The sequence below is a fragment of the Geobacter sp. genome (assembly GCF_030834625.1).
Lineage (GTDB): Bacteria > Desulfobacterota > Desulfuromonadia > Geobacterales > Geobacteraceae > Geobacter.
Genome location: NZ_JAUQXO010000020.1, coordinates 17,813 through 42,917 on the forward strand (window position 1 = coordinate 17,813; position 25,105 = coordinate 42,917).

Annotated in this window: 25 protein-coding genes; 9 read left to right on the top strand and 16 right to left on the bottom strand. The window is 60.7% G+C overall.

Annotated elements, in window-relative coordinates:
* Window positions 1-96 precede the first annotated feature (96 nt).
* Window positions 97-1,038, bottom strand: a complete 942-nt coding sequence (locus RCH91_RS05065; RefSeq protein WP_306533484.1) for a MoxR family ATPase — start codon at window positions 1,036-1,038, stop codon at window positions 97-99.
* 166 nt (window positions 1,039-1,204) lie between these two features.
* Between RCH91_RS05065 and thrC the strand changes: the two genes are divergently transcribed.
* Entirely contained in the window at window positions 1,205-2,590 is a 1,386-nt protein-coding gene (gene thrC / locus RCH91_RS05070; RefSeq protein ID WP_306533485.1) for a threonine synthase, read from the top strand.
* A 29-nt stretch (window positions 2,591-2,619) separates the two neighbouring features.
* The gene (yrfG, locus tag RCH91_RS05075) at window positions 2,620-3,306 is read left to right on the top strand and encodes a GMP/IMP nucleotidase (RefSeq protein ID WP_306533486.1); all 687 of its coding nucleotides are present in this window, start codon (window positions 2,620-2,622) and stop codon (window positions 3,304-3,306) included.
* A 54-nt stretch (window positions 3,307-3,360) separates the two neighbouring features.
* On the opposite strand, the gene RCH91_RS05080 is transcribed toward yrfG, so the two are convergent.
* The 9 genes from RCH91_RS05080 to RCH91_RS05120 all read right to left on the bottom strand — a co-directional run bounded on the left by RCH91_RS05080 (window position 3,361) and on the right by RCH91_RS05120 (window position 10,003).
* The gene (locus tag RCH91_RS05080; protein WP_306533488.1) at window positions 3,361-4,671 is read right to left on the bottom strand and encodes a homoserine dehydrogenase; all 1,311 of its coding nucleotides are present in this window, start codon (window positions 4,669-4,671) and stop codon (window positions 3,361-3,363) included.
* Between the two features lie 48 nt (window positions 4,672-4,719).
* Window positions 4,720-5,136 carry a transcription antitermination factor NusB gene (nusB, locus tag RCH91_RS05085; protein ID WP_306533489.1) on the bottom strand — a complete coding sequence of 139 codons (417 nt, stop codon included), beginning with the start codon at window positions 5,134-5,136 and terminating at the stop codon, window positions 4,720-4,722.
* Entirely contained in the window at window positions 5,136-5,603 is a 468-nt protein-coding gene (gene ribE, locus RCH91_RS05090) for a 6,7-dimethyl-8-ribityllumazine synthase (protein ID WP_306533490.1), read from the bottom strand. Before ribE ends, nusB begins: the two co-directional genes overlap by 1 nt.
* A 91-nt stretch (window positions 5,604-5,694) precedes the next feature.
* The gene (locus RCH91_RS05095) at window positions 5,695-6,897 is read right to left on the bottom strand and encodes a bifunctional 3,4-dihydroxy-2-butanone-4-phosphate synthase/GTP cyclohydrolase II (RefSeq protein WP_306533491.1); all 1,203 of its coding nucleotides are present in this window, start codon (window positions 6,895-6,897) and stop codon (window positions 5,695-5,697) included.
* Window positions 6,898-6,940: 43 nt separating this feature from the next.
* Window positions 6,941-7,591: a riboflavin synthase gene (locus RCH91_RS05100; RefSeq protein ID WP_306533492.1), complete on the bottom strand. Its 651-nt coding sequence runs from the start codon at window positions 7,589-7,591 to the stop codon at window positions 6,941-6,943.
* The gene (gene ribD, locus RCH91_RS05105) at window positions 7,573-8,685 is read right to left on the bottom strand and encodes a bifunctional diaminohydroxyphosphoribosylaminopyrimidine deaminase/5-amino-6-(5-phosphoribosylamino)uracil reductase RibD (protein ID WP_306533494.1); all 1,113 of its coding nucleotides are present in this window, start codon (window positions 8,683-8,685) and stop codon (window positions 7,573-7,575) included. The genes RCH91_RS05100 and ribD overlap by 19 nt, the downstream gene beginning before the upstream one ends.
* Before the next feature lie 3 nt (window positions 8,686-8,688).
* Window positions 8,689-9,141, bottom strand: coding sequence for a transcriptional regulator NrdR (nrdR, locus tag RCH91_RS05110; RefSeq protein WP_306533495.1), 453 nt, complete (start codon window positions 9,139-9,141; stop codon window positions 8,689-8,691).
* Window positions 9,138-9,602, bottom strand: coding sequence for a cytidine/deoxycytidylate deaminase family protein (locus RCH91_RS05115; RefSeq protein WP_306533496.1), 465 nt, complete (start codon window positions 9,600-9,602; stop codon window positions 9,138-9,140). The genes nrdR and RCH91_RS05115 overlap by 4 nt, the downstream gene beginning before the upstream one ends.
* A gap of 77 nt (window positions 9,603-9,679) precedes the next feature.
* Window positions 9,680-10,003 carry a peptide chain release factor-like protein gene (locus tag RCH91_RS05120; protein WP_306533498.1) on the bottom strand — a complete coding sequence of 108 codons (324 nt, stop codon included), beginning with the start codon at window positions 10,001-10,003 and terminating at the stop codon, window positions 9,680-9,682.
* Between the two features lie 110 nt (window positions 10,004-10,113).
* Between RCH91_RS05120 and RCH91_RS05125 the strand changes: the two genes are divergently transcribed.
* Both RCH91_RS05125 and RCH91_RS05130 read left to right on the top strand, forming a co-directional pair.
* Complete coding sequence (locus RCH91_RS05125; protein ID WP_306533499.1) at window positions 10,114-10,659, top strand: HD domain-containing protein; 546 nt, start codon at window positions 10,114-10,116, stop codon at window positions 10,657-10,659.
* A 96-nt stretch (window positions 10,660-10,755) separates the two neighbouring features.
* Complete coding sequence (locus tag RCH91_RS05130) at window positions 10,756-12,213, top strand: RtcB family protein (protein ID WP_306533500.1); 1,458 nt, start codon at window positions 10,756-10,758, stop codon at window positions 12,211-12,213.
* A gap of 15 nt (window positions 12,214-12,228) precedes the next feature.
* Here RCH91_RS05130 and RCH91_RS05135 read toward each other — a convergent pair whose 3' ends face one another.
* Window positions 12,229-12,684 carry a YaaR family protein gene (locus RCH91_RS05135; RefSeq protein WP_306533501.1) on the bottom strand — a complete coding sequence of 152 codons (456 nt, stop codon included), beginning with the start codon at window positions 12,682-12,684 and terminating at the stop codon, window positions 12,229-12,231.
* A gap of 3 nt (window positions 12,685-12,687) precedes the next feature.
* Window positions 12,688-13,035: a hypothetical protein gene (locus RCH91_RS05140; RefSeq protein WP_306533502.1), complete on the bottom strand. Its 348-nt coding sequence runs from the start codon at window positions 13,033-13,035 to the stop codon at window positions 12,688-12,690.
* Between the two features lie 235 nt (window positions 13,036-13,270).
* On the opposite strand from RCH91_RS05140, the gene RCH91_RS05145 reads away from it, so the two are divergent.
* Both RCH91_RS05145 and RCH91_RS05150 read left to right on the top strand, forming a co-directional pair.
* A complete protein-coding gene (locus tag RCH91_RS05145; RefSeq protein ID WP_306533503.1) occupies window positions 13,271-14,362 on the top strand; it encodes a phosphotransacetylase family protein in 1,092 nt (363 codons plus the stop codon).
* 20 nt (window positions 14,363-14,382) lie between these two features.
* Complete coding sequence (locus RCH91_RS05150; protein ID WP_306533504.1) at window positions 14,383-14,814, top strand: archease; 432 nt, start codon at window positions 14,383-14,385, stop codon at window positions 14,812-14,814.
* Between the two features lies 1 nt (window position 14,815).
* On the opposite strand, the gene RCH91_RS05155 is transcribed toward RCH91_RS05150, so the two are convergent.
* The 3 genes from RCH91_RS05155 to RCH91_RS05165 all read right to left on the bottom strand — a co-directional run bounded on the left by RCH91_RS05155 (window position 14,816) and on the right by RCH91_RS05165 (window position 20,600).
* Window positions 14,816-17,431, bottom strand: coding sequence for a cation-translocating P-type ATPase (locus tag RCH91_RS05155; RefSeq protein ID WP_306533506.1), 2,616 nt, complete (start codon window positions 17,429-17,431; stop codon window positions 14,816-14,818).
* 3 nt (window positions 17,432-17,434) lie between these two features.
* On the bottom strand, window positions 17,435-19,909 hold the full coding sequence (locus RCH91_RS05160) for an AMP-binding protein (RefSeq protein WP_306533507.1): 2,475 nt from the start codon (window positions 19,907-19,909) through the stop codon (window positions 17,435-17,437).
* A 226-nt stretch (window positions 19,910-20,135) separates the two neighbouring features.
* Window positions 20,136-20,600, bottom strand: a complete 465-nt coding sequence (locus RCH91_RS05165; protein ID WP_306533508.1) for a hypothetical protein — start codon at window positions 20,598-20,600, stop codon at window positions 20,136-20,138.
* A gap of 255 nt (window positions 20,601-20,855) precedes the next feature.
* On the opposite strand from RCH91_RS05165, the gene RCH91_RS05170 reads away from it, so the two are divergent.
* Entirely contained in the window at window positions 20,856-21,005 is a 150-nt protein-coding gene (locus RCH91_RS05170; protein ID WP_306533509.1) for a hypothetical protein, read from the top strand.
* 155 nt (window positions 21,006-21,160) lie between these two features.
* Here RCH91_RS05170 and RCH91_RS05175 read toward each other — a convergent pair whose 3' ends face one another.
* Window positions 21,161-21,592, bottom strand: a complete 432-nt coding sequence (locus RCH91_RS05175; RefSeq protein ID WP_306533511.1) for a DUF1653 domain-containing protein — start codon at window positions 21,590-21,592, stop codon at window positions 21,161-21,163.
* A gap of 166 nt (window positions 21,593-21,758) precedes the next feature.
* Here RCH91_RS05175 and RCH91_RS05180 point away from each other — a divergent pair, with 166 nt between their 5' ends.
* Entirely contained in the window at window positions 21,759-23,963 is a 2,205-nt protein-coding gene (locus RCH91_RS05180) for a HEAT repeat domain-containing protein (RefSeq protein WP_306533512.1), read from the top strand.
* A complete protein-coding gene (locus RCH91_RS05185; RefSeq protein WP_306533513.1) occupies window positions 23,960-25,099 on the top strand; it encodes an HD-GYP domain-containing protein in 1,140 nt (379 codons plus the stop codon). The genes RCH91_RS05180 and RCH91_RS05185 overlap by 4 nt, the downstream gene beginning before the upstream one ends.
* The last annotated feature ends 6 nt before the right edge of the window (window positions 25,100-25,105 follow it).

Here is a 25,105-nt window from a genome sequence, read left to right on the forward strand (position 1 = left end):
ATACCACGAGGAAGAGGAGGTTGTTGCCCGTATTGACCGCGGCGAAACCGAGCAGGAGCGTGATGGCGATGTAGGCGGCTCCCGCCCGGGTGAGTTTCAGGCCAGCGGAACCGGAATGGCGTTCAGGACGGCGTTTAATAGCTCCCCCTTGTCGAGGTTTTCGTTTTCCATGGTGAGGATGAGACGGTGGGCCCCCACCGGCGCGGCGATGGCTTTCACGTCCTCGGGAATCACGTAGTCGCGCCCCTCCAGGTAGGCGTGGGCCTTGGCGGTTTCAGCCATGCCGATGGCCCCCCGGGTGGAAATGCCCGACGACATGGCTGGATGATTCCGCGTGGCGGCGACGATGGCGTAGAGGTAGTCGACGACCGTGTCGGAGAGGTAGATGTTTTCCTTCACGGCCCGCTGGGCCTCGGCGATGTCGTCTGCCGTCACAAGTGGTGCAAGGCTCTGGATCCCGTCCCGGATGCTTCCCCCCTTGATGATCGCCTTCTCGATGGCATCAGGCGGGTAGCCAATGCCGCTCCGCACCATGAAGCGGTCGAGCTGGGACTCGGGGAGCGGGTAGGTCCCCACCTGCTCCACGGGGTTCTGGGTGGCGATGACGAGAAAGGGTCCCGGCAGGGGATGGGTTGTCCCCTCCACGGTCACCTTCCGTTCTTCCATGGCCTCCAGGAGCGCGCTCTGGGTCTTGGGCATGGCCCGGTTGATCTCGTCCACGAGCACCACGTTGTTGAAGATCGGCCCCGGAATGAAGGTGAACCGGCTCTCTTTCCGGTTGAAGATGGAGAGCCCCGTGATGTCGGTGGGGAGGAGATCGCTCGTACACTGGACCCGGCCGAAGGAGAGCCCCAGTCCCCTGGCCAGGGCCAGGGCCAGGGTCGTCTTGCCGAGGCCGGGGATATCCTCCAGGAGGATGTGCCCCCCGGAAAGGAGGGCAATGACCGACAACCGCACCGCCCGCACCTTCCCCTTCAGGTAGTGGGTGGCCAGGGTGTCGATGACATGGAGCATCTCGGCCCGTTTTGCAAGGTTCATGGGAGTAAGCCTTTCAAATAATCGACGTGGACTGCCTTCAATACTACCATACTCACGCAACCCGCGAGAAGACCCGTTGCGGCAGCGGTCCGCCCCCTTCCCTTTTCGCGGGTTTGCTGGTAAGATGCCCCGGCCTGGCACTACACATTGCGGAGATTGACCAATCATGAACTATATCAGCACCAGGGGCGCCATTGCCCCCATAGGATTCAAGGACGCGGTCATGATGGGGCTCGCCACCGACGGCGGGCTTCTGCTGCCGGAGACCATCCCGGCAATCGACCGTAACACCCTCGAATCGTGGCGAACGCTTTCCTACCAGGACCTGGCGTTCAACGTGATATCACTCTTTGCCGACGACATCCCGGCCGCTGACCTGAAGGAACTCATCGACCGCTCCTACACCACCTTTGTTCACCCTGAGATCACGCCGGTGGTGAAGCAGGACGGCGTCCACATCCTGGAGCTTTTCCACGGGCCTACCCTTGCTTTCAAGGATGTGGCACTGCAGCTCCTTGGTAATCTCTTTGAGTATCTGCTGAAGGAGCGCGGGGAAAAGATGAACATCGTCGGCGCCACCTCGGGAGACACCGGCAGCGCTGCCATCTACGGCGTGCGGGGGAAGGAGAATATCAACATCTTCATTCTCCATCCCCAGGGAAAGACCTCGCCGGTCCAGGCCCTGCAGATGACCACGGTCCTCGATCCGAACGTTCATAACATCGCTGCGCGTGGTACCTTCGACGATTGCCAGAACATCGTGAAGAACCTCTTTACCGATCTCCCCTTCAAGGAGAAGCATGCCCTGGGCGCCGTGAACTCCATCAACTGGGCCCGGGTGCTGGCTCAGGTGGTCTACTACTTCTACGCCTACTTTCGGGTGGCAAAACCCTTTGGCCAAGAGGTTGTTTTCTCGGTGCCGACCGGCAACTTTGGCGACATCTTCGCCGGCTTCGTGGCAAAGCGGATGGGACTGCCGGTCAGGCGGCTGCTCCTGGCAACCAACGAGAACAATATCCTCACCCGCTTCATCAACGGAGGCGATTACTCCCTTGGTGACGTGGTCTCGACTGTTTCCCCCTCCATGGATATCCAGTTGGCCTCCAACTTCGAACGGTACGTCTATTATCTTTTCGGCGAGAACCCCGGCCGGGTCCGCGAGGCGTTTACCGCTCTCCCTACCACGGGTCGGATTGCCTTCACCGAAGACGAAATGGAGCAGGTGGGGGGGGATTTTCTCTCCTGCTCGGTGAACGAGGAGGAGACCATCGCGACAATCGCTGCCTTCCACCGGGAGACCGGCTACATTCTCGATCCCCACACGGCAGTCGGCGTCAAGGCGGCTCTGGAACTCGTGCAGGACGGCACTCCCGTCGTCTGTCTCGCCACGGCGCACCCGGCCAAGTTTGCCGACGCGGTGGTCCGGGCCGTGGGCTTCGAGCCGCCTCGGCCCCCATCTCTCGAAGGGATTGAAGAGCTCCCAAGCCGATGCGAGGTGCTCGACGCGGACCGGGATGCCATCAAAGCATTCATTGAGGAAAGGGCCCTGTGAGGGCCTTTTCCATTGTTGACTGACCATCAATGATCATTGACTGGAACCATATCGACACCGTTCTCCTCGACATGGACGGCACCCTTCTGGACCGCCATTTCGACGATCACTTCTGGATGGAGCATGTGCCGAAGCGTTACGCGGCCCAAAACGGCATCCCCCTCGGCACGGCCAAGGAGTCCCTCTATGCCCTGTTCCGCTCCCAGGAACGGACCCTCAACTGGACCGATCTCGACTACTGGTCCGACCGTCTCGGGCTCGACATCCCTCTTCTGAAGCTTGAAGTGGAACACCTCATTGCCGTCCATCCCGGCGTGGTGGAGTTCCTTCTTTTTCTCCGGCAGCATGGCAAGCAGATCTGGCTCGTCACCAACGCCCACGGCAAGACCCTCGACCTCAAGATGCGCAAAACCCGCCTCGGTCCCTACTTCACCGGCATCGTCTCGGCCCACGACATCGGCCTCCCCAAGGAGGAGGTCGCCTTCTGGGGGAAGCTCCAGCAGACCGTGCCCTACGACCCGGCCCGGACCATGCTTGGTGAAGACAGCGAGACAAACCTCGGCACGGCCGAAACCTTCGGTATCCGCCACCTCATCTACGTGAGCCGGTTCAGTTCCACGGTTCATCCCCTTCCCTCTGAACGCTATGCGTCGATCCACTACTTCCACCAGCTCATGCCCCCGCAGGGTACCACCGCCGTGTGCCTCGAACCATGAAAAAAGGCGGCCGTTTCGGGCCGCCTTCCTTTATTCCATCGTAGTCACTTCCGCCTATTCCAGATTATCCTCAATCCGGATGAGCTGGCTTTTCTGGGTGATGATGTCGAAGGTGTCGATCTCGTCCAGAGCTTTCCTCACGTCGCGTTCGAAGGCCTCATGGGTCATGATCACGATGGGAACCTCTTCCCCGGCCATGCGGGCGCTCTGGACCATGGACTCGATGCTGATATTGTACCTGCCGAGGACCCCGGAGATCTTCGCCAGAACGCCGGGCCTGTCCACGGCGCTGAAGCGGATATAGTACTTGCTCTCGATTTCTCCCATGGGCTTGAGCGTCAGGGTGGCGACCGCCTCGTCGCGGTAGCCGAGGGGGGCGCAACGGCGGCCGATGCCGGCCATGATGTTGCGGGCAACGTCAATAATGTCGCCCACCACGGCACTGGCAGTCGGGTCCATGCCGGCGCCGCGGCCGTAGAACATGACCGGGCCGATGAAGTCACCGGTGAAGCGAATGGCGTTGAAGACCCCGTCCACGTCGGCCAGGGGATTGTTGACCGGGATCATGGTGGGATGAACCCGGGCTTCAACCCGGTCGCCGTCGCGCTTGCCGATGGCCAGAAGCTTGATCTTGTACCCGAAGTCCCGGGCAAACTTGATGTCCACCGACGACAGGGAACTGATCCCCTCGGTGTGGATGTCGCCGAAGGTGACGCGGGTACCGAAGCAGAGGGAAACGAGGAGGGCCAGCTTGTGGGCCGTGTCCACCCCTTCGATGTCGAAAGTGGGGTCTGCCTCGGCGTAGCCAAGCTCCTGGGCGTTCCTGAGCACCTCGGCGAAGTCGGCCCCCTCCTTGGTCATTCGGGTAAGTATGTAATTGCAGGTGCCATTCAAGATACCAAAAATAGTAGAGAAGTTGTTGGCGGCCATATTACCCCGGATGGCGGAAATCACCGGGATGCCCCCTCCAACCGCTGCTTCGAAGAGCACCTCGACCCCCTTGCGGGCCGCGGCCGGGTAAATCTCGTCGCCGTGAAGCGCCAGAAGCGCCTTGTTGGCGGTAACCACATGCTTGCCGTTTTCGATGGCCTTGAGTACGAAGCGCTTGGCAGGTTCGTATCCGCCGATCAGCTCGATCACCACGCTGATCTCCGGATCGGTGAGCACTTCGTCGGCGTTGGTGGTGAGAATGCCTGCGGGAAGGGTGATGCCCCGGTCGGTGGTTATATCCAGGTCGGCGATCTTTTTCAGGGTAATCCGGGCACCCACCTTGGCGGCAATCAGATCGGCATTATTCATGAGCAGCTTGGCGACTCCGGTGCCGATGGTCCCCAGGCCGAGAAGGCCTACCTTGATCTCGTTCATACGTCCTCGCTCAGTGTGGAAATGAATCGACGCAATGGATAGGATGCCCTACCCCTTGTCGGGAAGGGCCGAGGCGACTTCGTCAAGGATGCCGTTGATGAAAGCCGGCGACTCCTCGGTGCCAAATTTCTTCGCCACCTCGATTGCCTCGTTGATGGTGACGTTCTTGGGGATGTCGTCCCGATAGAGGAGCTCGAAAACTGCTAGCCGGAGAATGTTCAGGTCCACCTTGGCCATGCGGGAGATGGTCCAGTTCTTCGACTTCTCGGAAATCTTTGAGTCGATTGCCTCACGGTGCTCCAGAACTCCTCGAACCAGCTCGTCGGAAAAGGCGCGCCCCGCAGCGGTCCCCGGTTCGGCCTCGTCAAAGACCATCTCCATGATGGATGATGCCTCGCCGATGGCGTAATCGCGGGAATAGAGAAGCTGGAGGGCGATCTCTCTCCCCAGGCGTCGGGCTCCCACTAGCGGAACTCCCGGAAGAGGCGGGCAGTTTCTATGGCTGTCATGGCGGCGTCGAAACCTTTGTTGCCGGCTTTGGTGCCCGCCCGCTCCACAGCCTGCTCGATGGTGTCGGTGGTGAGCACGCCGAAGGCGACCGGTACGCCGGTTTCCAGCGACACGTGGGCAACTCCCTTGGAAACCTCGGATGCCACGAAATCGAAGTGGGGGGTTGCCCCCCGGATCACGGCGCCAAGACAGATAATGGCGTCATAGCTCCCTGACTGGGCCATTTTCTTGGTGGTGAGCGGAATCTCGAATGCCCCGGGCACCCGTGCCACGTCGATGGCCGCCTCGTCTGCCCCATGGCGGACCAGGGCGTCGATGGCCCCCTCCAGGAGGCGCTCGGCAATAAAGCTGTTGAAACGGCTCACGATGATACCGAACTTGATCCCCGTGGCATCCAGTTTTCCTTCAATGAATCGCGGCATGATGAATTCCTCCCCAAAAAGGGCAACGGGCGAGAATGAACGGGTTCACCACACGTAACTGCCGTGTGCCCGTGGTTCTACACTCCGTGCCTCAGATATTTTCCAGCAGGTGTCCCAGTTTTTCGCGCTTAGTCTTCAGGTAGCCGAGGTTGGAATCAGTGGCGGGAATCTCGATGGATACCCGATCGACGATATTGATCCCATATCCCTGGAGGCCGATCAGCTTTCGGGGATTGTTGGTCATGAGGCGCATGTTCTTGACTCCGAGGTCCACAAGGATCTGGGCCCCGATGCCATAGTCGCGCATATCGGGCTTGAAACCGAGCTCCAGGTTCGCCTCTACGGTATCCTTCCCCTGGTCCTGGAGGGCGTAAGCCTTGAGCTTATTGAAAAGGCCGATCCCCCGCCCCTCCTGGCGCATATACAGGATAACCCCTCGCCCTTCGGCCTCGATCATCTCCATGGCCCGGTGGAGTTGCCCGCCACAGTCGCAACGCAGGCTCCCGAAGACGTCACCGGTCATGCATTCCGAGTGGACCCGCACGAGCACAGGTTCATCTCCTTTTATATCTCCCTTCACCAGTGCAAGGTGCTCCAGCTTGTCCACGTCGTTTTCAAAGGCGATGGCGCGGAAATCGCCGAACTCCGTGGGAAGCAGAACGTCGGCGGCCCGGCGGACCAGGGACTCGTGCTTGAGCCGGTAGGCGACCAGATCGGCGATGGTGCAGATCTTGATCCCGTGCTCCTTGGCAAATTTCTTGAGCTGCGGCATCCGGGACATGGTGCCGTCGTCGTTCATGATTTCGCAGATGACACCGGAAGGCTTGAGCCCCGCCAGCCGCGCCAAATCAACGGACCCTTCGGTCTGTCCGGCGCGAACGAGCACGCCGCCATTGCGGGCCCGCAGCGGGAAAATGTGGCCGGGGCGGGCAAGGTCTTCGGGCTTCGTGGTATCGGCCACGGCGGTGAGGATCGTATGGGCACGGTCGGCGGCGGAGATGCCGGTGGTAACACCCCGCTTTGCCTCTATGGAAACAGTGAAGGCGGTGCCGAAGGAAGAGGTGTTGTCGGAAACCATCAGGGGGAGTCGCAGATAATCGCACCGGTCGGAGGTCATGGTGAGGCAGATGAGGCCGCGGCCGAACTTGGCCATGAAGTTTATCGCCTCGGGGGTGATCATCTCGGCTGCCATGGTGAGGTCACCTTCGTTCTCGCGGTCCTCGTCATCCACGAGAATGACCATTTTCCCCTGTTTGATGTCCTCTATGGCCTCTTCTATCTTTGCAACGGGCATTGTCGTTAACTCCGTTTCTATAATGTGACAAAAATCGTATATCTCACAGAAAGCCGCTCTTTGCAAGCAGTTCAAGGGTAAGGCCACCCTCCTTCTGCCCGGCGGAACCGAAGGCAAGGAGGCGCTCGACATATTTGCCCAGAATGTCTGTTTCGATGTTGACCCGCCCCCCCGGCCTCATGCCGTTGAGGGTGGTCTTGGCGGCAGTGTGGGGGATGATGTTGACCGAGAAACCGTCATCGGAGACGGTATTGACCGTGAGGCTGATTCCGTCAATGGTGACCGAACCCTTGGCAACGAGATACCGGGCGAACTGGCCGGGAATGCGGAAGCCAAAGACGATGTTTCCTGAAGTCTCGCGCCGTTCAGAGACGTGGGCGATAAAATCCACGTGCCCGGTGACGATGTGCCCACCAAGCCGGTCGCCGAGACGCAGGGCCCGCTCCAGATTCACCGGGGCGCCGCTGCCCAGAGTACCAAGGGTGGTTCGCTCCAGGGTCTCGGGGGAGGCATCGAAGGTAAGTTCCCCTCCCCCCTTTGCCACAACCGTCAGGCAGGCACCGTTCACCGCCACAGAGTCGCCGAGAACAATGGACTCCAGAGGAAGACTGGTGACGACGGTGAGCCGCGCCGCAGCGCCCTCCCGCGCAAGATTTCTGACAGATCCCACGTCTTCTATGAGCCCGGTAAACATGATCCCTCCGGATAGGCCTCGATCATCACGTCATCGCCGAAGCGCCGAACACTTACCCTCTCAAACCTGTGGCACTCGTCCATCCGTGAGGCCGATGGGCCGGCGAAGAGTCCGAAACCATCGGCTCCGCCCAAAACCTTGGGGGCGTAGAAAAGAACGAATTTGTCGATGAGGCCCGCGCGAAGCGCCTCGCCGGCGAGTTCACTCCCCCCCTCGAGGAGGACCGACTGCACCCCCCGGGAGCCGAGTTGGGCAAGGAGATCGCGCAGGTCAACGCGCCCTTGGCGCTCGCGGCAACGGAGAATCTCGGCACCACGGGATTCCAGGCTTGTGATAAGCTTCACGTCTGCCGATACGGTGGCGATGAGAGTTGCTGCCGTTGACTCCTGGTGAAGCATTTGGGCATCGGGTGGGGTTCTGAGGGAACTGTCCACCACGACCCGGAGGGGATCCCTCCCCCGTGGCGTACGCGCCGTCAGCTGCGGATTATCGGCCATGACGGTGCCGACACCGACCATCACCGCATCAACCATTGACCGAAGTTTGTGGACGTACTGCCTCGATTTTTCGTTGGTTATCCAGCGGGAATCCCCCGTGGCGGTGGCGGTCTTGCCGTCCATGGTCATGGCAGACTTGAGAATCACAAAGGGGAGGCCGGTAGTCACGTGCTTCACAAAGGGCTCGTTGAGTCTGCGACACTCCGCTTCCAGGATACCCGCGGCCACCTCGATTCCGGCAGAGCGGAGCCGCTCGATGCCACGTCCGCAAACCTTGGGGTTCGGGTCCACCATGCCGACGAAGACCCGTCCCACGCCAGCCTTGACGAGGGCGTCGGCGCACGGGGGGGTCTTGCCGAAATGGGAGCAGGGTTCCAGTGTCACGTAGACATCGGCGCCACGGGCCAGATCGCCGGCCTGCCGCAGGGCGTGAACCTCGGCATGAGGGGTGCCGGCCCGGCGGTGCCATCCTTCACCGACGATGGCTCCTCCCCGCACGACCACACATCCGACCGTCGGGTTCGGCGACGTCTTGCCGACGCCCCGCCGCGCCAGGACGAGGGCGCGACGCATCATTTTTCCGTGTAAAAGATCCATGTTCTATTTCTTCAAGAGATCCTGCAACTCGACCATGAACTCGTTCACGTCCTTGAAGGAGCGATAGACAGAGGCAAAGCGCACATAGGCAACTTCGTCAATGTCATGGATCTCGGTCATGACCCATTCGCCGATGGTGGTGCTCGGCACTTCCTTTTCGCTCCACTCCTGGAGCCGTCCTTCGAGGCGGTCCACGAGCCGGTCAATGGTTTCGCGCGACACCTGGCGCTTCTCACATGCCTTCAGAATGCCACCGATAATCTTCATCCGGTCAAAGGGTTCCCGGCGGCCATCTTTTTTCAGGACCAAAGGAAGGGTTTCCTCTATCCGTTCGTGGGTAGTGAAGCGCTTGGCACACGATTCGCACTCCCGCCGCCGGCGGATGGCGGCGCCCCCCTTGTCGGGACGGGAGTCGACAACCTTGCTGTCTGGATGGGCGCAGAACGGACATTTCACGGAGTTTCGCCCTTCAAGTCGCTGAATTTTTCCACCACGATCCCCGATTCACCGATCATCTCCCGGGCCAGTTCGTCCGAGTACCCCTCTTCGTAGACGACCCGCCGGATGCCGGCGTTGATGAGCATCTTCGAACAGATAATGCACGGCATGGTGGTGCAGTAAAGAGTACCCCCGTCGATGTTGGTGCCGTGCTTGGCCGCCTGGATGATGGCGTTCTGCTCGGCGTGCAGGCCCCGGCAGAGCTCGTGACGCTCCCCCGATGGAATGCCGAGCTTCGCCCGCAGACATCCCACATCGAGACAGTGGGCAACTCCCGAAGGAGCCCCGTTGTAGCCCGTGGCCAGAATATTCTTGTCCTTCACGATCACCGCACCAACTTGCCGACGCAGACAGGTGGAGCGCTTGGCAACCAGGTGGGTGATTTCCATGAAATATTCGTCCCAGGTGGGTCGGGTCATGGGGAGCTCCGTGGGGTAAAGTGGTGGGTCAGAATACCCGAGGAGTGCCGCAACGTCAAGGGATTAGCCGGCTTCGGCTAATCTTCGGGCGAGGTGCGCAGGCGCTTGGTCTGGGAGCGGCGTTTTTTCTCGTCGACCCGCTTCTCTTTCTGGCTGCGGGGAATAGAGGTTGCCACCCGCTTTTTCTCACGGCGGGCACGGCGTTCCAGGACCTGACGCAGGCGCTCCAGGGCAATCTCGCGATTGCGGGCCTGGGAGCGGTTTTCGCATGCCTGTACCACGATGCCGGTGGGGATGTGACGGATGCGGACGCCGCTTTCGGTGACGTTACGGTGCTGACCGCCGGGGCCCGAGCCGCGGTAAAACTCGAATTTCAGATCGGCTTCCTTGATCTCGATCATAGCGGTCCTCTCCGGACAGGTGAACAAGGATTGGATTCGTGGTTAACCAAGGTTGACAGGCAATGATACGAAAATCAATAATAACCATATAACCCTGCGGAGGCAAACAGATGGATGTTGAAAACATACTTACCCGACATTTCGGCGGCGATACGGCGGCCTGTGCAATTGTGCTCGAGCATAGCCGTATGGTGGCGGACATGTCGCTGCGCATCGCCCGCGCCCTTGATGATCCGACCCTCGACCTCCTGTTCATCGAAGAGGCAGCGCTCCTGCACGACATCGGCGTCTGCCGTACCGACTCGCCAGGCATCGGCTGTTCCGGCGACGCACCCTACATCCTCCACGGCATCATCGGCCGTGAGATACTTGAAGCTGAGGGGCTGCCCCGGCACGCGCTGGTCTGCGAACGTCATATCGGCGTCGGTCTCACCATTGACGATATCGTCCGCCAAGGGCTTCCCCTTCCCCTGCGGGATATGGTGCCCGTCACGCGGGAGGAAAGGATCGTCTGCTACGCCGATCTCTTCTTCTCCAAGAAGGGGAATTCACTTCGTCATGAAAAAGCCCCCCACGAAATCCGCAGGGGTCTCAGCAGGCATGGGGAGCATCGCGTAGAGATCTTCGACAGATGGCTGGTGGAATTCGGCCTGTAGTACGTATTCATATACTTACCTAAACACTTCATTCTTCTTCAGCGAATAGTGATCCCCGTGGTATAGTGTAGTAAGTCCGCGAAAGGAGGATCACGTATGCCAGTGCCTTCGGCCCTCAAGAGGATAACCGAAACGATCTGGGAGCTTCCCACCTCTTACAAGCCAGGGATGCTCGTTCCAGCCCGGATCTTCGCCACGGAGAAATTGATCAATGCCATGGACGCGGGGGTCTTCGACCAGGTGTCGAACGTGGCCTGCCTTCCCGGCATCCAGAAATACGCCTTCTGCATGCCCGACGGCCATTGGGGGTACGGTTTCCCCATCGGTGGCCTGGCCGCCATGGATCCGGAAACCGGCGTCATCTCCCCCGGCGGAATCGGCTTCGACATAAACTGCGGCATGCGGCTCGTCCTTACCAACCTCACCGAAGCTGAGGTCAAACCGCGCCTCAAGGAGCTGGTGGACTCCCTGTTCTACCAGGTGCCTGCGGGGGTCGGGAGCCACGGTTTCGTGCGGCTTTCCCATGACGAGTTCTGCAATGTGGCCGAACAGGGGTCACGCTGGTGCATCAAGAGAGGGTTCGCCTGGCCCGAAGACCTGGAGATGACTGAAGAGGGGGGATGCTTCGCCGGAGCCGACGCCGCCACCATCAGCCAGAAAGCCATCGACCGTGGCTACAACCAGATCGGCACCCTCGGCTCGGGAAACCACTATCTGGAAATTCAGGTAGCACGGCCCGAGAACATCTATAATGAAGAACTTGCCCGCGCCTTCGGCATAACTATCCCGAACCAGGTGGTGGTCATGTTCCACTGCGGCAGCCGGGGATTCGGCCACCAGGTGGCCACCGACTACCTGCAGCTCTTCCTCTCGGTCATGGAACGGAAGTACGGCATCTCCGTCAACGACCGGGAACTGGCCTGCGCGCCGTTCCGTTCCCGCGAAGGGCAGGACTACTTCGCCGCCATGAAGTGCGCCGTGAACATGGCCTTTGCCAACCGACAGGTGATCCTCCATCGCATCCGCGAGGTCTTCTCTGACATCTTCGGCCGCTCCCCCAACGACTTGGGAATGGAGATGGTCTACGACGTGGCCCACAACACTGCAAAGCTGGAGACCCACACGGTTGACGGGCAGAGGCGGGAGCTCCTCGTCCACCGCAAGGGGGCGACACGGGCCTTCGGTCCCGGCATGGAGGGGCTGCCCGAGCGCTACCGGGAAACCGGTCAGCCGGTCATCATCGGCGGGAGCATGGAGACCGGCTCCTACCTCCTGGCGGGAGAGTCGGGAGGTAGTGAAACCTTCTTTACCACCGCCCACGGTAGCGGACGAACCATGAGCAGGCACCAGGCCAAGAAGATGGTGAAGGGACAGAAACTGCAGCGGGACATGGAGGAGCGGGGTATCTACGTGCGGACCGCCTCGTGGGGCGGGCTTGCCGAAGAGGCGGGTCGGGCCTACAAGGATATCGACGACGTGGCCGAGGCGACGGAGCGGGCCCACCTGAGCAGGCGGGTGGTGAGGCTGCTCCCCATCGGCAACGTCAAGGGATAGGATGCTGTCGGGCGATCAGGTGAGGAAGTCGACGATCAGCCCCTTGAGTTCCATGATCTTGTTGGTGATCGCCAGACGGTCTTTGTTTTCCGTCATGATGAGGCGCAGGAGGCTGTCCGCCTCCCGGTCGATCACCGTGACGATCTCGAAGCAACGGGGATTGATGGTTGTTCCTCCCACGCGCTCGAGGCGGTAGGCGTTGGAGGTCACCGTTTTGGCGAGGGTGGCAATGAGGTCGCGAAAGCTTCTGAAGTTGGCGATGGTCGGTTCGCGCTCGAGTTCCGTGCCGGCCCGGTCAATCTCATCCTTCAGGTCCAGAAGTTGCTGCTCATAAGTGTCAATCTCAGTCCGGCGCAATGACAGCGCCCGCACGAAGGGTGAGTTGCCTTCTCCGCCACCCGATCTTACGAGCGTTCCCTTCCCTGCCTTCTTCTCGACATCCCGTGACGAAATTTTGTCATTGATCCGCATGGGTCATTCCCCCTGTTCTTTGCCCTGCGGCAGGCGCTGCCAGGGGGAGTCGGGGATGGCGACACAGTTGCCGGACCAGGTGAATGAGGTGATGATCTCCTGGTCGTCAACGCCGAATACCCGCTCGCACTTGAGGTTGACCGGACCACTGTAGGTGTAGACTCCGCCCCGGTCTTCATGCCAGTGGTAGAATCTGTTTCCGGCCATATCAGCCGAAACGGATGACGGCGGACCGGCCTGCTCGATCAGTTGGTCGAGCCGGGCACCCTGCCAGGCGTTCAGTTGTTCGCGAACCGGTGAACACCCCGCCACAACCATGACGACGGGAAGAAGCAATCGGAGAAATTTCACGGGTCACCTTTCGGGAGTGATGTTACTGGGCTTCAAGCACAAAGCGGGCCAAAGACATTGTATGGAGCAGGGCGACTGGTGGGATGCGCTGTGTTGTCCCGCAACAGGGGGTGTTTTTTCACTCGCCCCCTGAAATCAATGGTGTATACTCATTTCAGTTTCCGTGACACAAACCGTAGGCAGGAGCTGTGCCTTGCAGTTTTGACTGAATCCATATACCGCGGGGGGGGAACGCATGGCGAAGAGAGTCTTCATCGGCGCAACGGGACAGAACTGTGGCAAGACCACCATGAGCGTTTCACTCATGCATCTGGCACGGCAGAAGTACCGCAAAGTCGGCTTTATCAAGCCCATCGGCCCCAAGATCGAAGGATACAACGGCCTCTCCGTCGATATGGATGCAATCCTCATGGCGCGAACCTTCGGGCTTGAGGAGGATCTTCCCCTCATGAACCCGGTTTCGCTCCACAAGAACTTCACCCGCGACTACCTGAGCGGTAAGATCGACTGCGGCTCCCTTAGGACAAAGATCCTCGAATCCTTCGAAATCCTCGATAAAAAGTACGACTTTCTCATCATCGAAGGGGCTGGACACGGCGGTGTCGGTTCGGTCATCGGCCTCAGCAATGCGTGCGTGGCTCATACCCTGAACGCTCCGGTCATCATCGTAACCGACAGCGGCATCGGCAGCTCCATCGACGCGGTTCACCTGAACCTGGCGCTCTACGAGAAAGAGGAAGCCGACGTCCGGATGGTGATTGTCAACAAGCTCCGGGCCGACAAACGGGAGTCGATCATCAGTTTCCTCGGCAGAGGCTTTCCGGGACGGTCCCTCAAGATCAGCGGAGGCTTCAACTACTCCCCTATCCTGGCGAACCCCACCCTTTCCCACATCGGCAAGCTTCTCACTCTTCCGGTCCACGGTGATCCCGACGGGCAAAGCCGCATCATCCACCACATCCACCTGGGGGCCGCCTCGGCCCAGCGGGTGGTGGACGCCCTGGAAGAGTCGACGCTCATCGTCATCACCAGCTCCCGCGACGAACTGATCGTCACCCTCTCCTCCCTCTACCACATCCCCGCCTACCGGGAGAAAATCGTGGGGCTCGTCATCGCAGGCCATGTGCCGGCTTCGGAGATCAGCCAGCAGATCCTCGACGACAGCAATATCCCCTACATCAGGGTTCACGATTCCACGGCCAGCGTCTTCACCACCCTCATGGAGGACGTGGCAAAAATTACCTCCGAGGACCAGGAAAAGCTCAACTGGATCAGGGCCAATGCGGAGAACGAGATCGACTTCGAGGCAATCGACGCGCTTCTCTGACGCGCCTTCCCCTATCAACCATGCCCTACCGCTACCTGCCCGACATTGCCACCGCCGACGCCGCCTTCGAGGCCACCGGCGCCACCCGCGAGGAGATGTTCGTTGCGGCTGCCGACGCCCTGACGAATGTGATGGTGGAGGATCTCGCCACCGTCCATCCCCGTCAGGAGATTGAGATCATCCTCGAACACGAGGACCTTGACCTCCTCCTCTTCGCTTTCCTGCAGGAACTCATCTATTACAAGGATGCCCGGAGACTCCTTCTCCGGGCATCATCCCTCACCATTGCCGACACGGGGTCCGTCCTGAAGCTCCGGGCCACGGCCCGGGGCGAAGAGATCGACCCCGGCCGGCATTCCATGATCGTGGACGTGAAGGCCGTCACCCTCCACCGATTCGCCGTCGAACATCGGGACGGGACATGGCGGGCAACGGTCGTCCTCGACATCTGATTCAGCCCCGTCGCACCATCCGCTTGATTACTTTGTGAAGTTCCGAGACCAGGATCATCCCGAGCGCCAGTCCCACCGTCAGGGCAAGGGCTTCTCCGGAGAGGGGCGTCGTGGAGAAAACCGGGTTGAGCACCGGCGTATAGACGACCATCAGCTGCAGAAGGAAGGTAATGACGATCGCCCCACAGAGGGGGCGGTTCGAGAGAAGGCCGATCCGGAAGAGCGACTGCCGGTCGGAGCGGACCGCCAGGGCCACCGCCATCCGGTTCAGGACGAGGAAGGTGAAGACCATGGTCTGCCAGGGAAGTCCCCGACGCAGGGCAAAGGCCTGGAACGCCAGGGCGACGGCGCCGATGAGGATGCCGAAACCGACCACGTAATACCCCCGGCCGCCGGAGAATATCCCCTCTTTTGGGTCCACCGGGGGGCGGTTCATGACGTCATGCTCGGCCCGTTCGGCCGCCAGGGCCAGTCCCGGCAGGGAGTCGGTCAAAAGGTTCAGCCAGAGGATCTGGATCGGCAGGAGCGGCAGCGGCAACCCGAAGAAGGGGGCAAGGGTTATGGCCACCAGGGTTCCGGCGTTGGAGGTGATGGAGTAGATGATGAACTTCAGGATGTTGGCGTAGATCCGGCGCCCTTCCCGCACCGCCTTGACGATGGTGGCGAAATTGTCGTCCAGGAGGATCATGGCAGACGCCTCCTTGGACACGTCGGTGCCGGTGATCCCCATGGCAATGCCGATGTCTGCCCGCTTGAGGGCCGGGGCGTCGTTAACGCCGTCACCGGTCATGGCGACGAAATGCCCCCGGTCCTGGAGGGCCTTGACGATCTTCAGCTTCTGCTCAGGCGCCACCCGGGCGTAGACCCGGATATCCTCCACCCGCTGCTCGAATTCCTCCAGGGGGAGGTCGGCGAGTTCTCGACCGGTTATGACCGCGCTGTCGTCATCTTCGATGAGCGAAAGGCGCCGTGCGATGATCCGGGCCGTAAGGGGGTGATCGCCGGTGATCATGACCGGCGTGATGCCGGCACTCCTGCAGTTGGCCACCGCCTCAGCCGCCTCCTCCCGCGGCGGATCCATCATCCCCACCAGGCCGAGAAAAACGAGTTCCTCCTCCACGAGGTCGCTTTCCAGGCGCTGGGGAATTTCCTCCCAGCGCCGCATGGCCACGGCCAGGACCCGTAGCCCCTCCGCCGCCATCTCCTCGCTCAATCGGACGATTCCCTCACTGTCGGGGGGACTCTCTTTTTCCATCGCGAGCATTGCCGACGACCTGTCGACAATCGACTCCACTGCCCCCTTGGTGTAGGAGATAAACCCGTCCTCCTGCCGGTGGAAGGTGGTCATGAGCTTGCGTTCGGAGTCGAAGGGGAGTTCGGCCACGCGCGGGTGATCTCCCTCGAGCTCCTTGCGGTCGTACCCGCAGGAAAGGGCTGCGGCTGACAAGGCCGTTTCGGTGGGGTCGCCCATAAGGTTCCCCTTGCCGTCGAGCCGTGCGTCGCTGCAGAGGGCGAGGGCCATCATGAAGTGACGGCCCGCCTCGCCACCGCCGGCACCGCAGATATCCTCCAGCGGCAGTTCGCCGCCGTTGACCGCGACCTTCTCCACGGTCATCCGGTTAAGGGTTAGGGTTCCGGTCTTGTCCGAACAGATGTAGGTGACCGAGCCGAGGGTCTCCACCGCCGGAAGCCGCCGGATGAGGGCGTTCTGCCTGACCATCTTCCGGGCGCCCAGGGCGAGGGTGATGGTGACCACCGCGGGGAGCGCCTCGGGAATGGCGGCCACCGCAAGGGAAATGGCGGTGAGGAGCATGAGGAGCAGTGGCTCTCCCCGTAAAAAGCCGAGGGTGAAGATGATGGCGCAGACAATGAGGATCGCCACCGCAAGACGCTGGCCGAAGACCGCGAGCCGCTTCTGGAGCGGGGTCCTGGTCTCCTCCTCGTTCTGGAGCATGATGGCGATGCGGCCCAGCTCCGTGCCCATGCCCGTCGTCACGGCAATCCCCGCGCCGCGCCCGTAGGAGATCACGGTCCCCTTGTAGGCCATATTCCGCCGGTCCCCCAGGGGGAGGTCCGGATCGGCGAAGGGCTCCGTCACCTTCTCCACCGGCAGCGACTCCCCCGTGAGGGCCGCTTCCACCGCCTTCAGTTGGGCTGCCTCCACCAACCGAAGGTCGGCCGGTACCACGTTTCCCGCCTCTAGCAGCACCAGATCCCCCGGCACGATCTCCCGGGCAGGGATGGCAACGGGGCTCCCGTCCCGCATCACGGTGGCGCTGTTCCCCGCCATTTCCCGCAGGGCCGCCATGGCCCGCTCGGCCCGAAACTCCTGGACGAAACCGATCACGGCATTGAGGATGACAATGGCAATGATCGGCATGGCGTCGCCCAGATCGCCGATCACCGCTGCCAGCACTGCCGCCCCCATGAGGATGAGAATCATGAAATCGGTGAACTGGGAAAGGAGCATGGCGACCGGGGTCCGGCGGGCCTGTTCCTGGAGCTCGTTGGGACCGTTCTCGACGAGTCGTTGCCGAGCCGCATCAGCTGAAAGCCCTTGCGGGGAGGTGCCAAGCTCTGCGATGGTTTCTTCGATGGTTTTCAGGTGCCATCCCATGAGCTACAGTTCCTCCACAGCGCGCCGTGCGATATCCACAATCTCGGCCGGCGTTTCTCCCCGGAAGTGAACCGGTCTGCCAAAAGTCACAGTAACTCTGCCCCGCTTCGGCCACCGGGCCCCCCGGGGTAAAACCGCCTCGAGCCCGCTGATCTTGACCGGCACCACCGGCACCCCCAGTTCGCGAATCATGATCCCAAGCCCCTGTTGGAACGGCAGTAGTGCGCCGTGCCGGGAGCGCTCCCCCTCGGGGAAGAGAAGGATGTTCATGCCGCGGTCGACCAGTGTGCCCATGAAACGGAGCGCCCCTCGAAATCCCCGGGTCTGGGGAAGCGGAAAGGCTGTGAAGGCCACGCTGGCGTACTCGTAGGTGAACCGCTTCCAGAGTCGCTGGGGGAGGTTCCTGAAATTGCGGAAGAAGAACTCCTCCCAGGCGGCGCTGGCCGTATTGTAGCGCCACGCCTCGGGGAGTGCGAACATGATGGCCGGCTGGTCCAGGTAGCTTAGGTGGTTTGAAACGAACATGACCGGTCCATCCACATGGCCAAGGTTCTCGGTCCCCACGACATCGAGGGCGACAAAGGCACGCAGGAGTGGGCCGTGGAGCACCGTATCGAGAAGGCGCCGCACCGCGAGCGCCAGCCCCCTGGTTGCCCGGGGTCTGAAATGCTCGCGGGTGCTGATCTTTTCACGCCGCCGGATGATCTCCCGAAGATCAGACACGCGGGTCTGGGGACCGATGGACGAATCCTCCAGGTCGAGGCGGAATTCCATCTCCAGAGCGTTCACGAGTTCGAGCCGGGCAATGGAGGTGAGCCCCAGGTCGGCGACCAGCAGCGCCTGCTCCGTGACCCGCTCCGGGGGAGAGCCGGTTATTGATGCGATGAGGGCCGCGAGCCGGTCGGCACCACGGCCGCTTCCCGCGGCGCCCCCACCCTGTTCAACCCGTTCCTTCACCTGGAATTTGCGGATCTTCAGGGTGGTTGTTTTGGGGAACTCCCCATCGGGCCACACGGTAAAGCCGGTGATCTGATGCAGTTGGTCGAGCTGTCCGTTCACTTCCCGGATGATCTCTTCCAACGGCCGGCCGCTGTCGTCCGGAATAAGGACCCCGTGGACCTCCTCACCCATTCCCCGGTCAAGTCCGATGACGCACGCCTCCCGCACCCCGGGGGTCCGGTTGAGGATCGCCTCGATCTCGTCAGGGTAGACGTTTACCCCGGCTCCGGTGACGATGAGTTCCTTGCTCCTCCCCTTGATCCGGAGCCAGCCGTCCTGGTCCAACTCCCCCAGGTCGCCGGTCCGGAACCAGCCGTCGGCGAAGGCCCCGCGAGTCGCCTCGTCGTTGCGATAGTAGCCGGGAAAGATGTTATCGCCCCGGGCAAGGATTTCACCCCCCTCGAGCCGCAACTCCACCCCGGCAAGGGGGAGTCCCACAGAGCCCATCACCTGGTGCTCCACGGTATTGGCGGTCAGGACCGGCGCACACTCGGTAAGGCCGTACCCCTCGACTACTGTGAATCCGAGGGTGTCCCAGAAACGGAAAACTTCCGGGTCAAGGGGAGCGCCGCCCGAAACGAACAGGGCGAAGTTGCGGCCGAACTTCCGTGATATCGGCCAGAAGAGGATCGAGCGCTGTCCTCGGGGCATCCGCTCCCCCGCCTTCAGGAGCCGCCGGAAGATCGAACCAAGCCCCTTGGCCTCCAGCTCCCGCTCAACGGACCCCTTGAGGAGTTGGAGGAGCCGCGGCACGGCGATGATGGCGTAGATATCCTCTTCATCCAATGCCTCCATGATCGCCGATGGTTTGAGGGTACGGATGTAGGTGATGGTTGCCCCCCGGTAGAGAGGGGTGAAGAAGCCCCCCATCTGCTCGAACATGTGCGAAAGGGGGAGGAGCGACAGAAAGGTGAAATCGGTGGTGACGACCGGAATGTGACCGTTCACCTGAAGCAGGTTGGCAACCAGGTTCCGGTGGGTGAGGATCACTCCCTTGGGGTTGCCGGTGGTGCCGGAGGTGTAGATCAGTTCGGCCATGTCGCCGGGGGCCGGCCGGTGGATGGTAGCGAGGGGCTCTACCCCTTCGAGGAGAAAGCCAAGTTCCTCCAGCAACACCGACGGCCGACCCGTAATCCGGTCGAGCTTGTCCCTGCTCTGGATGACGAGTTTCGCCTCCGTAAGGCCGGCAATGGTCTCGGCCCGCTCGGTCCCCGACATGAAGTCAACCGGCACGGCTACTGCCCCCCGGGTCACGATTCCCCAGAAAGCCACCGCCCACCAGGGGGAATTGGGCGCCCAGATGAGCACCCGGTCCCCCTCACCTACCCCCTGCTCGGCCAGCCAGCGGTTCATGCGAAGCGAGAGATCATGCACCTCACGGTAGGTAAAGGTATGGCGCCGCACCCCCGTCCGGTAGACGAAAGCGGTCGTATTCCCGCGCTGGGCAAAGGTGGCGAAGATATCGGCAAGGTTTTCCATCGGGTTCCGGCCAACCTGTAGTGTAGATTCCGCCGCCGTTGCGCTTGTGTTCTCAAAGCGTTTGCCGGCGAACGGTAGAAAACAAGTATAAGGATGCAACGGGCCGATGCAACCCTGAATGCATGTAAAGGGTACGGGACATGGGGGACGTTGGGGTAAGAAAGACACAAAAAAACCGGCCGTGGCCGGATCGGTCATTTCGCTCAGGATGCCCCGGGGAATCGGGTCAGGTGCGGATGCACGACGCTACGGCATCGGTCTTTTCAATCATTTCCCTCACGAACTCATTTTTTCTTGTGGGCATAGTCTCCCGCAGCGTCCTGACGTACTCCTTAAGAGAGCGGTCGAGAAGATAGGCATGCCGGATCAGTCCGATTTCTTCCCAGATCAGATACAGAGCAAAGGGGAGCGTACAGAGACTCAGGGGAGGTTTCGCAAGGGCGGCGAACCCGCCCATCAAAATGAGAGCCCCAAGCCGGATGAGCCCGCGGGACATGGCATTTTCAAGGTGATCCGTGCGGGTGGTGATGAGATCGGAGAGGTTATTCGTCTCGTGGAGATCAAAGAAGCGTTCGGCATTATAGATGAAGGCGGAACGATCACCACGTTGCGCCTTCGTCTTGAGAAGGAAATGGACATGGGCGAGCTGACTCTCCGCAATTATGAACTTTTCCAGTGAAACGCACGCCATGCCAACTCCGTACGTCGCCGATAGTTTCACGATCGCTTGGGCCTTGATGATTCGAAATCAAAAACAGTTTATACCTGAGTCCCCAGCCTTGCAATATTTTAAAAGCAGAAGCTAATGAAAAACAAAAAACCTCCGGGGAATCCTGGTTCGGATAACGACATGGGAACTTGATCTTGGGGATATTTTCCGATACTGTGGAAACATATATGGGTACATAGTGGATGAACAGGCTGAAATACCGTGCCGAGCCAGAGGATGCCGATGGGCCGATATATCAGGGAAACCAGGACACCGAAGGAAAAGGTCCAGGACACCATAAACACCATCATTGCCTTCGTGCTGATGATCGTCGCTTCGGCGCTCGTTGTACTCCTGGTGTTTCTGTTCTACGAAAACATGAAATAGTTGTTGACACAGCATTTCAATGGGTTGCAACTCATGCCTATCCGTTGTGCAAACTGAAAAAGTACTGAAGGATACACGGAAATCCCGGGACATACCCACAGCTGCGCGGAGGTTATCCACAGGCCTCGTGGAAAGCTCCCGCGCGCTGAGTGAGATCAGCGGCTTTCCGATGGCACCGCGCGGGGCGAGATGGCTCCGAACGGGCATTCCGCGATGCACCGACCGCACAGATCGCACTGTTGGGGCCTCCCAATCACCGCAATCTTCTTCCCCTCGAATGTTTCCAGGCTGATGAGCCGCCCCCCGCAGGCCGAAACGCAGCGTCCGCACCCCTTGCAGCGTTCCCGATCCACCTCGAGCATGGCTTTATTCCCGTCATACCATTCGAATCTCGACACATCTCTTCCCTCGACAGTGACCGTCTCCACGAACATCGACAGGGGACGAACCCACAGGGAACAGTCGTCGTACAGACAGAGGTAGACCACCACCTCCTCCCTGGTTTCACTGTGGCGGGCCACGCCAATCACCCTGTAGAAATTTCCCTTATAATGCCGGTACAATCCGGGGCGAATCCGTTCTTCCATGCATCTCACTCCCTCTGTTCGGTCGGCGTCAAATACTACCATGAAGCTGCCGGCTTCCATGAACTTTATTACCGTCGCAACAGAACGATTCTTTCCAGAAAGAGTCATTGGCACTAATCGTGCTGTATCCCCGTAGAACACCCATGTCTGCCTACGGAGTCCCTGCGTGGAGCCATCTCATACCGGCGAGAACAACCCTGCCGTTGACCTCAAACAGCTTTCCCAGTTCATCTATGCCTTGAACATCGCACGCAGGCAGATGATTGCCTATCCCACGCAGCACCCCTCGGTAGAGGCAGCAGTGGATCTTGCCGTGCAACGTTTCGACGGCCTCGTCGCCACTCTTCCGGAAGTCACCGTGGGAATCGCCCGTGACACCCTGCTCATCGGGCAAGGACATCTCGACCGCCAGAACCCCGTGTACCGCGACATGGCCGGCGTTCTCTTCGGCCGGGGCATGGCCACGGTGACATTTCACCGGGAGCTATCCCGGGAAGAGCTGAGCCGGTTCCTCGGCCTGCTCTGCACACCCCGCGACCACATTGCCGCCCAGGGTGGGATGCAGGCGGTACTGGAGAAAGAAGAGATTCGCCACATTACCGTGAACAGGATCGATTACGCCGCCTTCCGCATCACAGAGGAGGCCCAGGCACAACCCCTCACCACGGAGCTGGCGAAGAGCGGTGGCGCACTCTGGGGGCGTTTCGTCCAGGGTCTCCTCGAAGGAACCCTCTCTCCCCAGGGGACGCGCGTCATTGCCGACGAAGAGATTCCCCCCGAAAAACTGGCCGCCTTCATCAAAAAGAATGAGGCGCGGCTTGGGGGACGCCTCAAGGAGAGTTACGACAAGGCCATCTCGCGTTTCCTGAGTGAGCTCGACAAGGATGAGCGTGCCGAGCAGCACGACGCCGATTCGTTCAAAAAAATCGGCTTCTTTGTCAAATACCTCAGCCCTGAACTCAGGAGTCAATTCCTCCAGAGCACCTTCGAAAATCTCCCGCAGCGGCAGACCGCCGCTGAAAAGCTCCTCTCAAGCTACCCCGATGAGATGATCCTTGAGGCCCTCGATGATGTGAGCACCCGGCGCTCATACCTTTCCCCCGGGGTCCTCAACATCCTTCAGGCCTTTTCCCGCAACCGCCAGGGATTAGCCACCGAGGAACCGTCGACGCTGCTCGATACGCTGACCGAACGGGAGCTTGGTCAGCGGCTTCGGGTGATTTTCCGCGAGGATGAGCCCGACAGCTTTCTCCCCTCGGGTTACCAGCAGACCCTGCGACGGCTCGCCCAGGACGACATAGCGTCCGTGCTGGAGGAAAAAGAACTCCACGCCATTCATGCTGAAATCTCGGCTTTGACCATCGAATCCCGGATGTCGGAGATTATCCTCGAGATCATGGAAAAGCTGTCCGATGATTACGATCCCGAGACCATGCAGCGCCATCTCTTCGATCTCTATACCTTTTTCAGGGATACGTCCGACTTTCGCTCCCTTACCCTGATGCATACCGAGTTGAGTCGGCGGTGCAGCGGACCTTCAATGGGGCTGATGCCGGTCCACGAAGCGTTGTTGGGGGCCTTTGCCGATCCTGCCTCCGTGGCGGCAGTGCTCGATGAGCTGGATGTATGGGGAAAGGACAGGTTTGCCGAGATCGGCGGACTCATCACGAGCGTAGGCAAACCCTTCGTGGAACCCGTTCTGGAACGCCTTGCCACGGAAAGCCGCATGGCCCTGAGGCGCTTTTACATCGACTGCCTCTCGGGCATCGGCGAGGCGGCCATCGACGGCGTTGCGGCACGGCTGCGCGACCCGCGATGGTTCATGGTGCGCAACATGGTCGTCGTCCTGCGCGCCATGAAGAATCCGGCCGTGGCAACCCATCTGCGACGTGTGGCCCGTCATCCCCATCACCGGGTCAGGCACGAAGTGATCAAGGCACTTCTGGAGCTGCGCACGTCGGATGCCGAAGAGGTCCTCTGCCGGGAGCTTACAGACGCGGACCCGGAGTCACAAATGCTGGCCATCCAGCTGGCGGTCATCCACCCTGGGCCTGCCGTCCTCACACGGCTGGCGGAGCTTGTGGGGGGGGTGAGCGTGAAAGCCCCCGTGGAGGTGCGCTGTGCTGCGGTGCGAGCTCTTGCGGACATTGCAGACCCAACGGTGCTCCCGGCTCTGGAGCGGCTCATGGGGCAACGGACCCTACTCCTTTCCCTGCCGCTGAAGCGCATCAAGGAAGAGATCCTCCAGACCCTTGACCGGTATCCGAACGGCTCGGTCGGGGCTATCCTCCAGGCGGCGGAACGGGGCGGTGTCGAGCTGGCACGGCAGGCAGCCATTACCCGGGTGCGCATGAAGAGAAAATCTCCATGAAATCAGACAACTACCAGCATCTCCTCGCGTTCGTCAAACATGTGGTCACCGCTGCCACCCATGCGGATCTCTATGGCCTGGGCCACGACCAGACCCAGAGACGCTGCGCCGATGCCCTTGAAAGCGTCTCGACCGCCCTTTCTGAGGGAAGAGAAACGAACATGCTCATCCTTGATGGCGAGATCATCGTCGACGGGACACCGCTCGAGGTGGGGTTGGGGCTGGAACGTTTCGCCCAGGGGCTCCGGGCACGGGGAATCGGTCATATCAGACTGCTCCCCGGCGTTGCCGCCGAGGAATTGAACTCATTCATCGCGGGGATGACAAAGCGTGCCCTCGCCAGGGAAGAGCTTCGTTCCACCGAACACATCCGCTTCGGCTCCGTGGAAGTCCGCTTCGTCGGGGCTGAGGACGGCAAAGACAGCATGGAGGGGCTTCGGGCACACCCCTCCTTCGCCGCCATGCCCAAGGAGGAGTTGCTGAGGCTTGTGGAGATCTACGAGGGGGTCCGACGGTACCGCAAACTGAAGATGTCGGGCATCAACGAAGTCGTGACCTCCTTTATCAAAATCTTCAAAGACAAGCTCGATCCTCTCATGACCATCTCGCCCCTAAAGGCTATCGACGAGTATACCTTTACCCATTCGACCAACGTCTGCCTCCTCAACGTCTCCCAGGCCATGTCCCTCGGAATGGACGGACAGCTGCTCCACGAGATCGGCGTCGCAGGGATGATGCATGACATCGGCAAACTCTTCATCCCCGAGGAGATCATCACCAAACCCGGTAAGCTCACCGAACAGGAGTGGGACATCGTGCGCCAGCACCCCCTGAAGGGGGCCCAGTACCTCCTTAACACGCCGGGGGTACCTCACCTGGCGGCGGTCGTCGCCTTCGAACACCACATGAAGTATAACCAAGAGGGGTACCCCCAGGTACGGAAGGGGTGGCGACAGCATCCCGTGAGCCAGATGACGGCCATCTCAGATTTCTTCGATGCGACCCGCACACACCGTGCCTACCAGGAAAGTATCGATTTTGACGTAGTCACGTCGTATCTGCTCGACGCCGCGGGAACCGAGCTCCATCCGCTCCTCGCACGGAATTTTGTCGGGATGCTTCGACGGACCGGGTAAAGGGAG

Excerpts from the sequence above, each read along its gene's own strand:
- RCH91_RS05185 (WP_306533513.1), top strand. The coding sequence starts at position 23,960 with ATGAAATCAGACAACTACCAGCATCTCCTCGCGTTCGTCAAACATGTG.
- RCH91_RS05115 (WP_306533496.1), bottom strand. The coding sequence starts at position 9,602 with ATGACCCGACCCACCTGGGACGAATATTTCATGGAAATCACCCACCTG.
- thrC (WP_306533485.1), top strand. The coding sequence starts at position 1,205 with ATGAACTATATCAGCACCAGGGGCGCCATTGCCCCCATAGGATTCAAG.
- RCH91_RS05175 (WP_306533511.1), bottom strand. The coding sequence starts at position 21,592 with ATGGAAGAACGGATTCGCCCCGGATTGTACCGGCATTATAAGGGAAAT.
- RCH91_RS05080 (WP_306533488.1), bottom strand. The coding sequence starts at position 4,671 with ATGAACGAGATCAAGGTAGGCCTTCTCGGCCTGGGGACCATCGGCACC.
- ribE (WP_306533490.1), bottom strand. The coding sequence starts at position 5,603 with ATGCCGCGATTCATTGAAGGAAAACTGGATGCCACGGGGATCAAGTTC.
- RCH91_RS05065 (WP_306533484.1), bottom strand. The coding sequence starts at position 1,038 with ATGAACCTTGCAAAACGGGCCGAGATGCTCCATGTCATCGACACCCTG.
- RCH91_RS05165 (WP_306533508.1), bottom strand. The coding sequence starts at position 20,600 with ATGGCGTGCGTTTCACTGGAAAAGTTCATAATTGCGGAGAGTCAGCTC.
- RCH91_RS05125 (WP_306533499.1), top strand. The coding sequence starts at position 10,114 with ATGGATGTTGAAAACATACTTACCCGACATTTCGGCGGCGATACGGCG.
- RCH91_RS05150 (WP_306533504.1), top strand. The coding sequence starts at position 14,383 with ATGCCCTACCGCTACCTGCCCGACATTGCCACCGCCGACGCCGCCTTC.
- RCH91_RS05130 (WP_306533500.1), top strand. The coding sequence starts at position 10,756 with ATGCCAGTGCCTTCGGCCCTCAAGAGGATAACCGAAACGATCTGGGAG.
- ribD (WP_306533494.1), bottom strand. The coding sequence starts at position 8,685 with ATGGATCTTTTACACGGAAAAATGATGCGTCGCGCCCTCGTCCTGGCG.
- RCH91_RS05135 (WP_306533501.1), bottom strand. The coding sequence starts at position 12,684 with ATGCGGATCAATGACAAAATTTCGTCACGGGATGTCGAGAAGAAGGCA.
- RCH91_RS05155 (WP_306533506.1), bottom strand. The coding sequence starts at position 17,431 with ATGGGATGGCACCTGAAAACCATCGAAGAAACCATCGCAGAGCTTGGC.
- RCH91_RS05095 (WP_306533491.1), bottom strand. The coding sequence starts at position 6,897 with ATGCCCGTTGCAAAGATAGAAGAGGCCATAGAGGACATCAAACAGGGG.
- RCH91_RS05100 (WP_306533492.1), bottom strand. The coding sequence starts at position 7,591 with ATGTTTACCGGGCTCATAGAAGACGTGGGATCTGTCAGAAATCTTGCG.
- yrfG (WP_306533486.1), top strand. The coding sequence starts at position 2,620 with ATGATCATTGACTGGAACCATATCGACACCGTTCTCCTCGACATGGAC.
- RCH91_RS05120 (WP_306533498.1), bottom strand. The coding sequence starts at position 10,003 with ATGATCGAGATCAAGGAAGCCGATCTGAAATTCGAGTTTTACCGCGGC.
- RCH91_RS05160 (WP_306533507.1), bottom strand. The coding sequence starts at position 19,909 with ATGGAAAACCTTGCCGATATCTTCGCCACCTTTGCCCAGCGCGGGAAT.
- RCH91_RS05170 (WP_306533509.1), top strand. The coding sequence starts at position 20,856 with ATGCCGATGGGCCGATATATCAGGGAAACCAGGACACCGAAGGAAAAG.
- RCH91_RS05145 (WP_306533503.1), top strand. The coding sequence starts at position 13,271 with ATGGCGAAGAGAGTCTTCATCGGCGCAACGGGACAGAACTGTGGCAAG.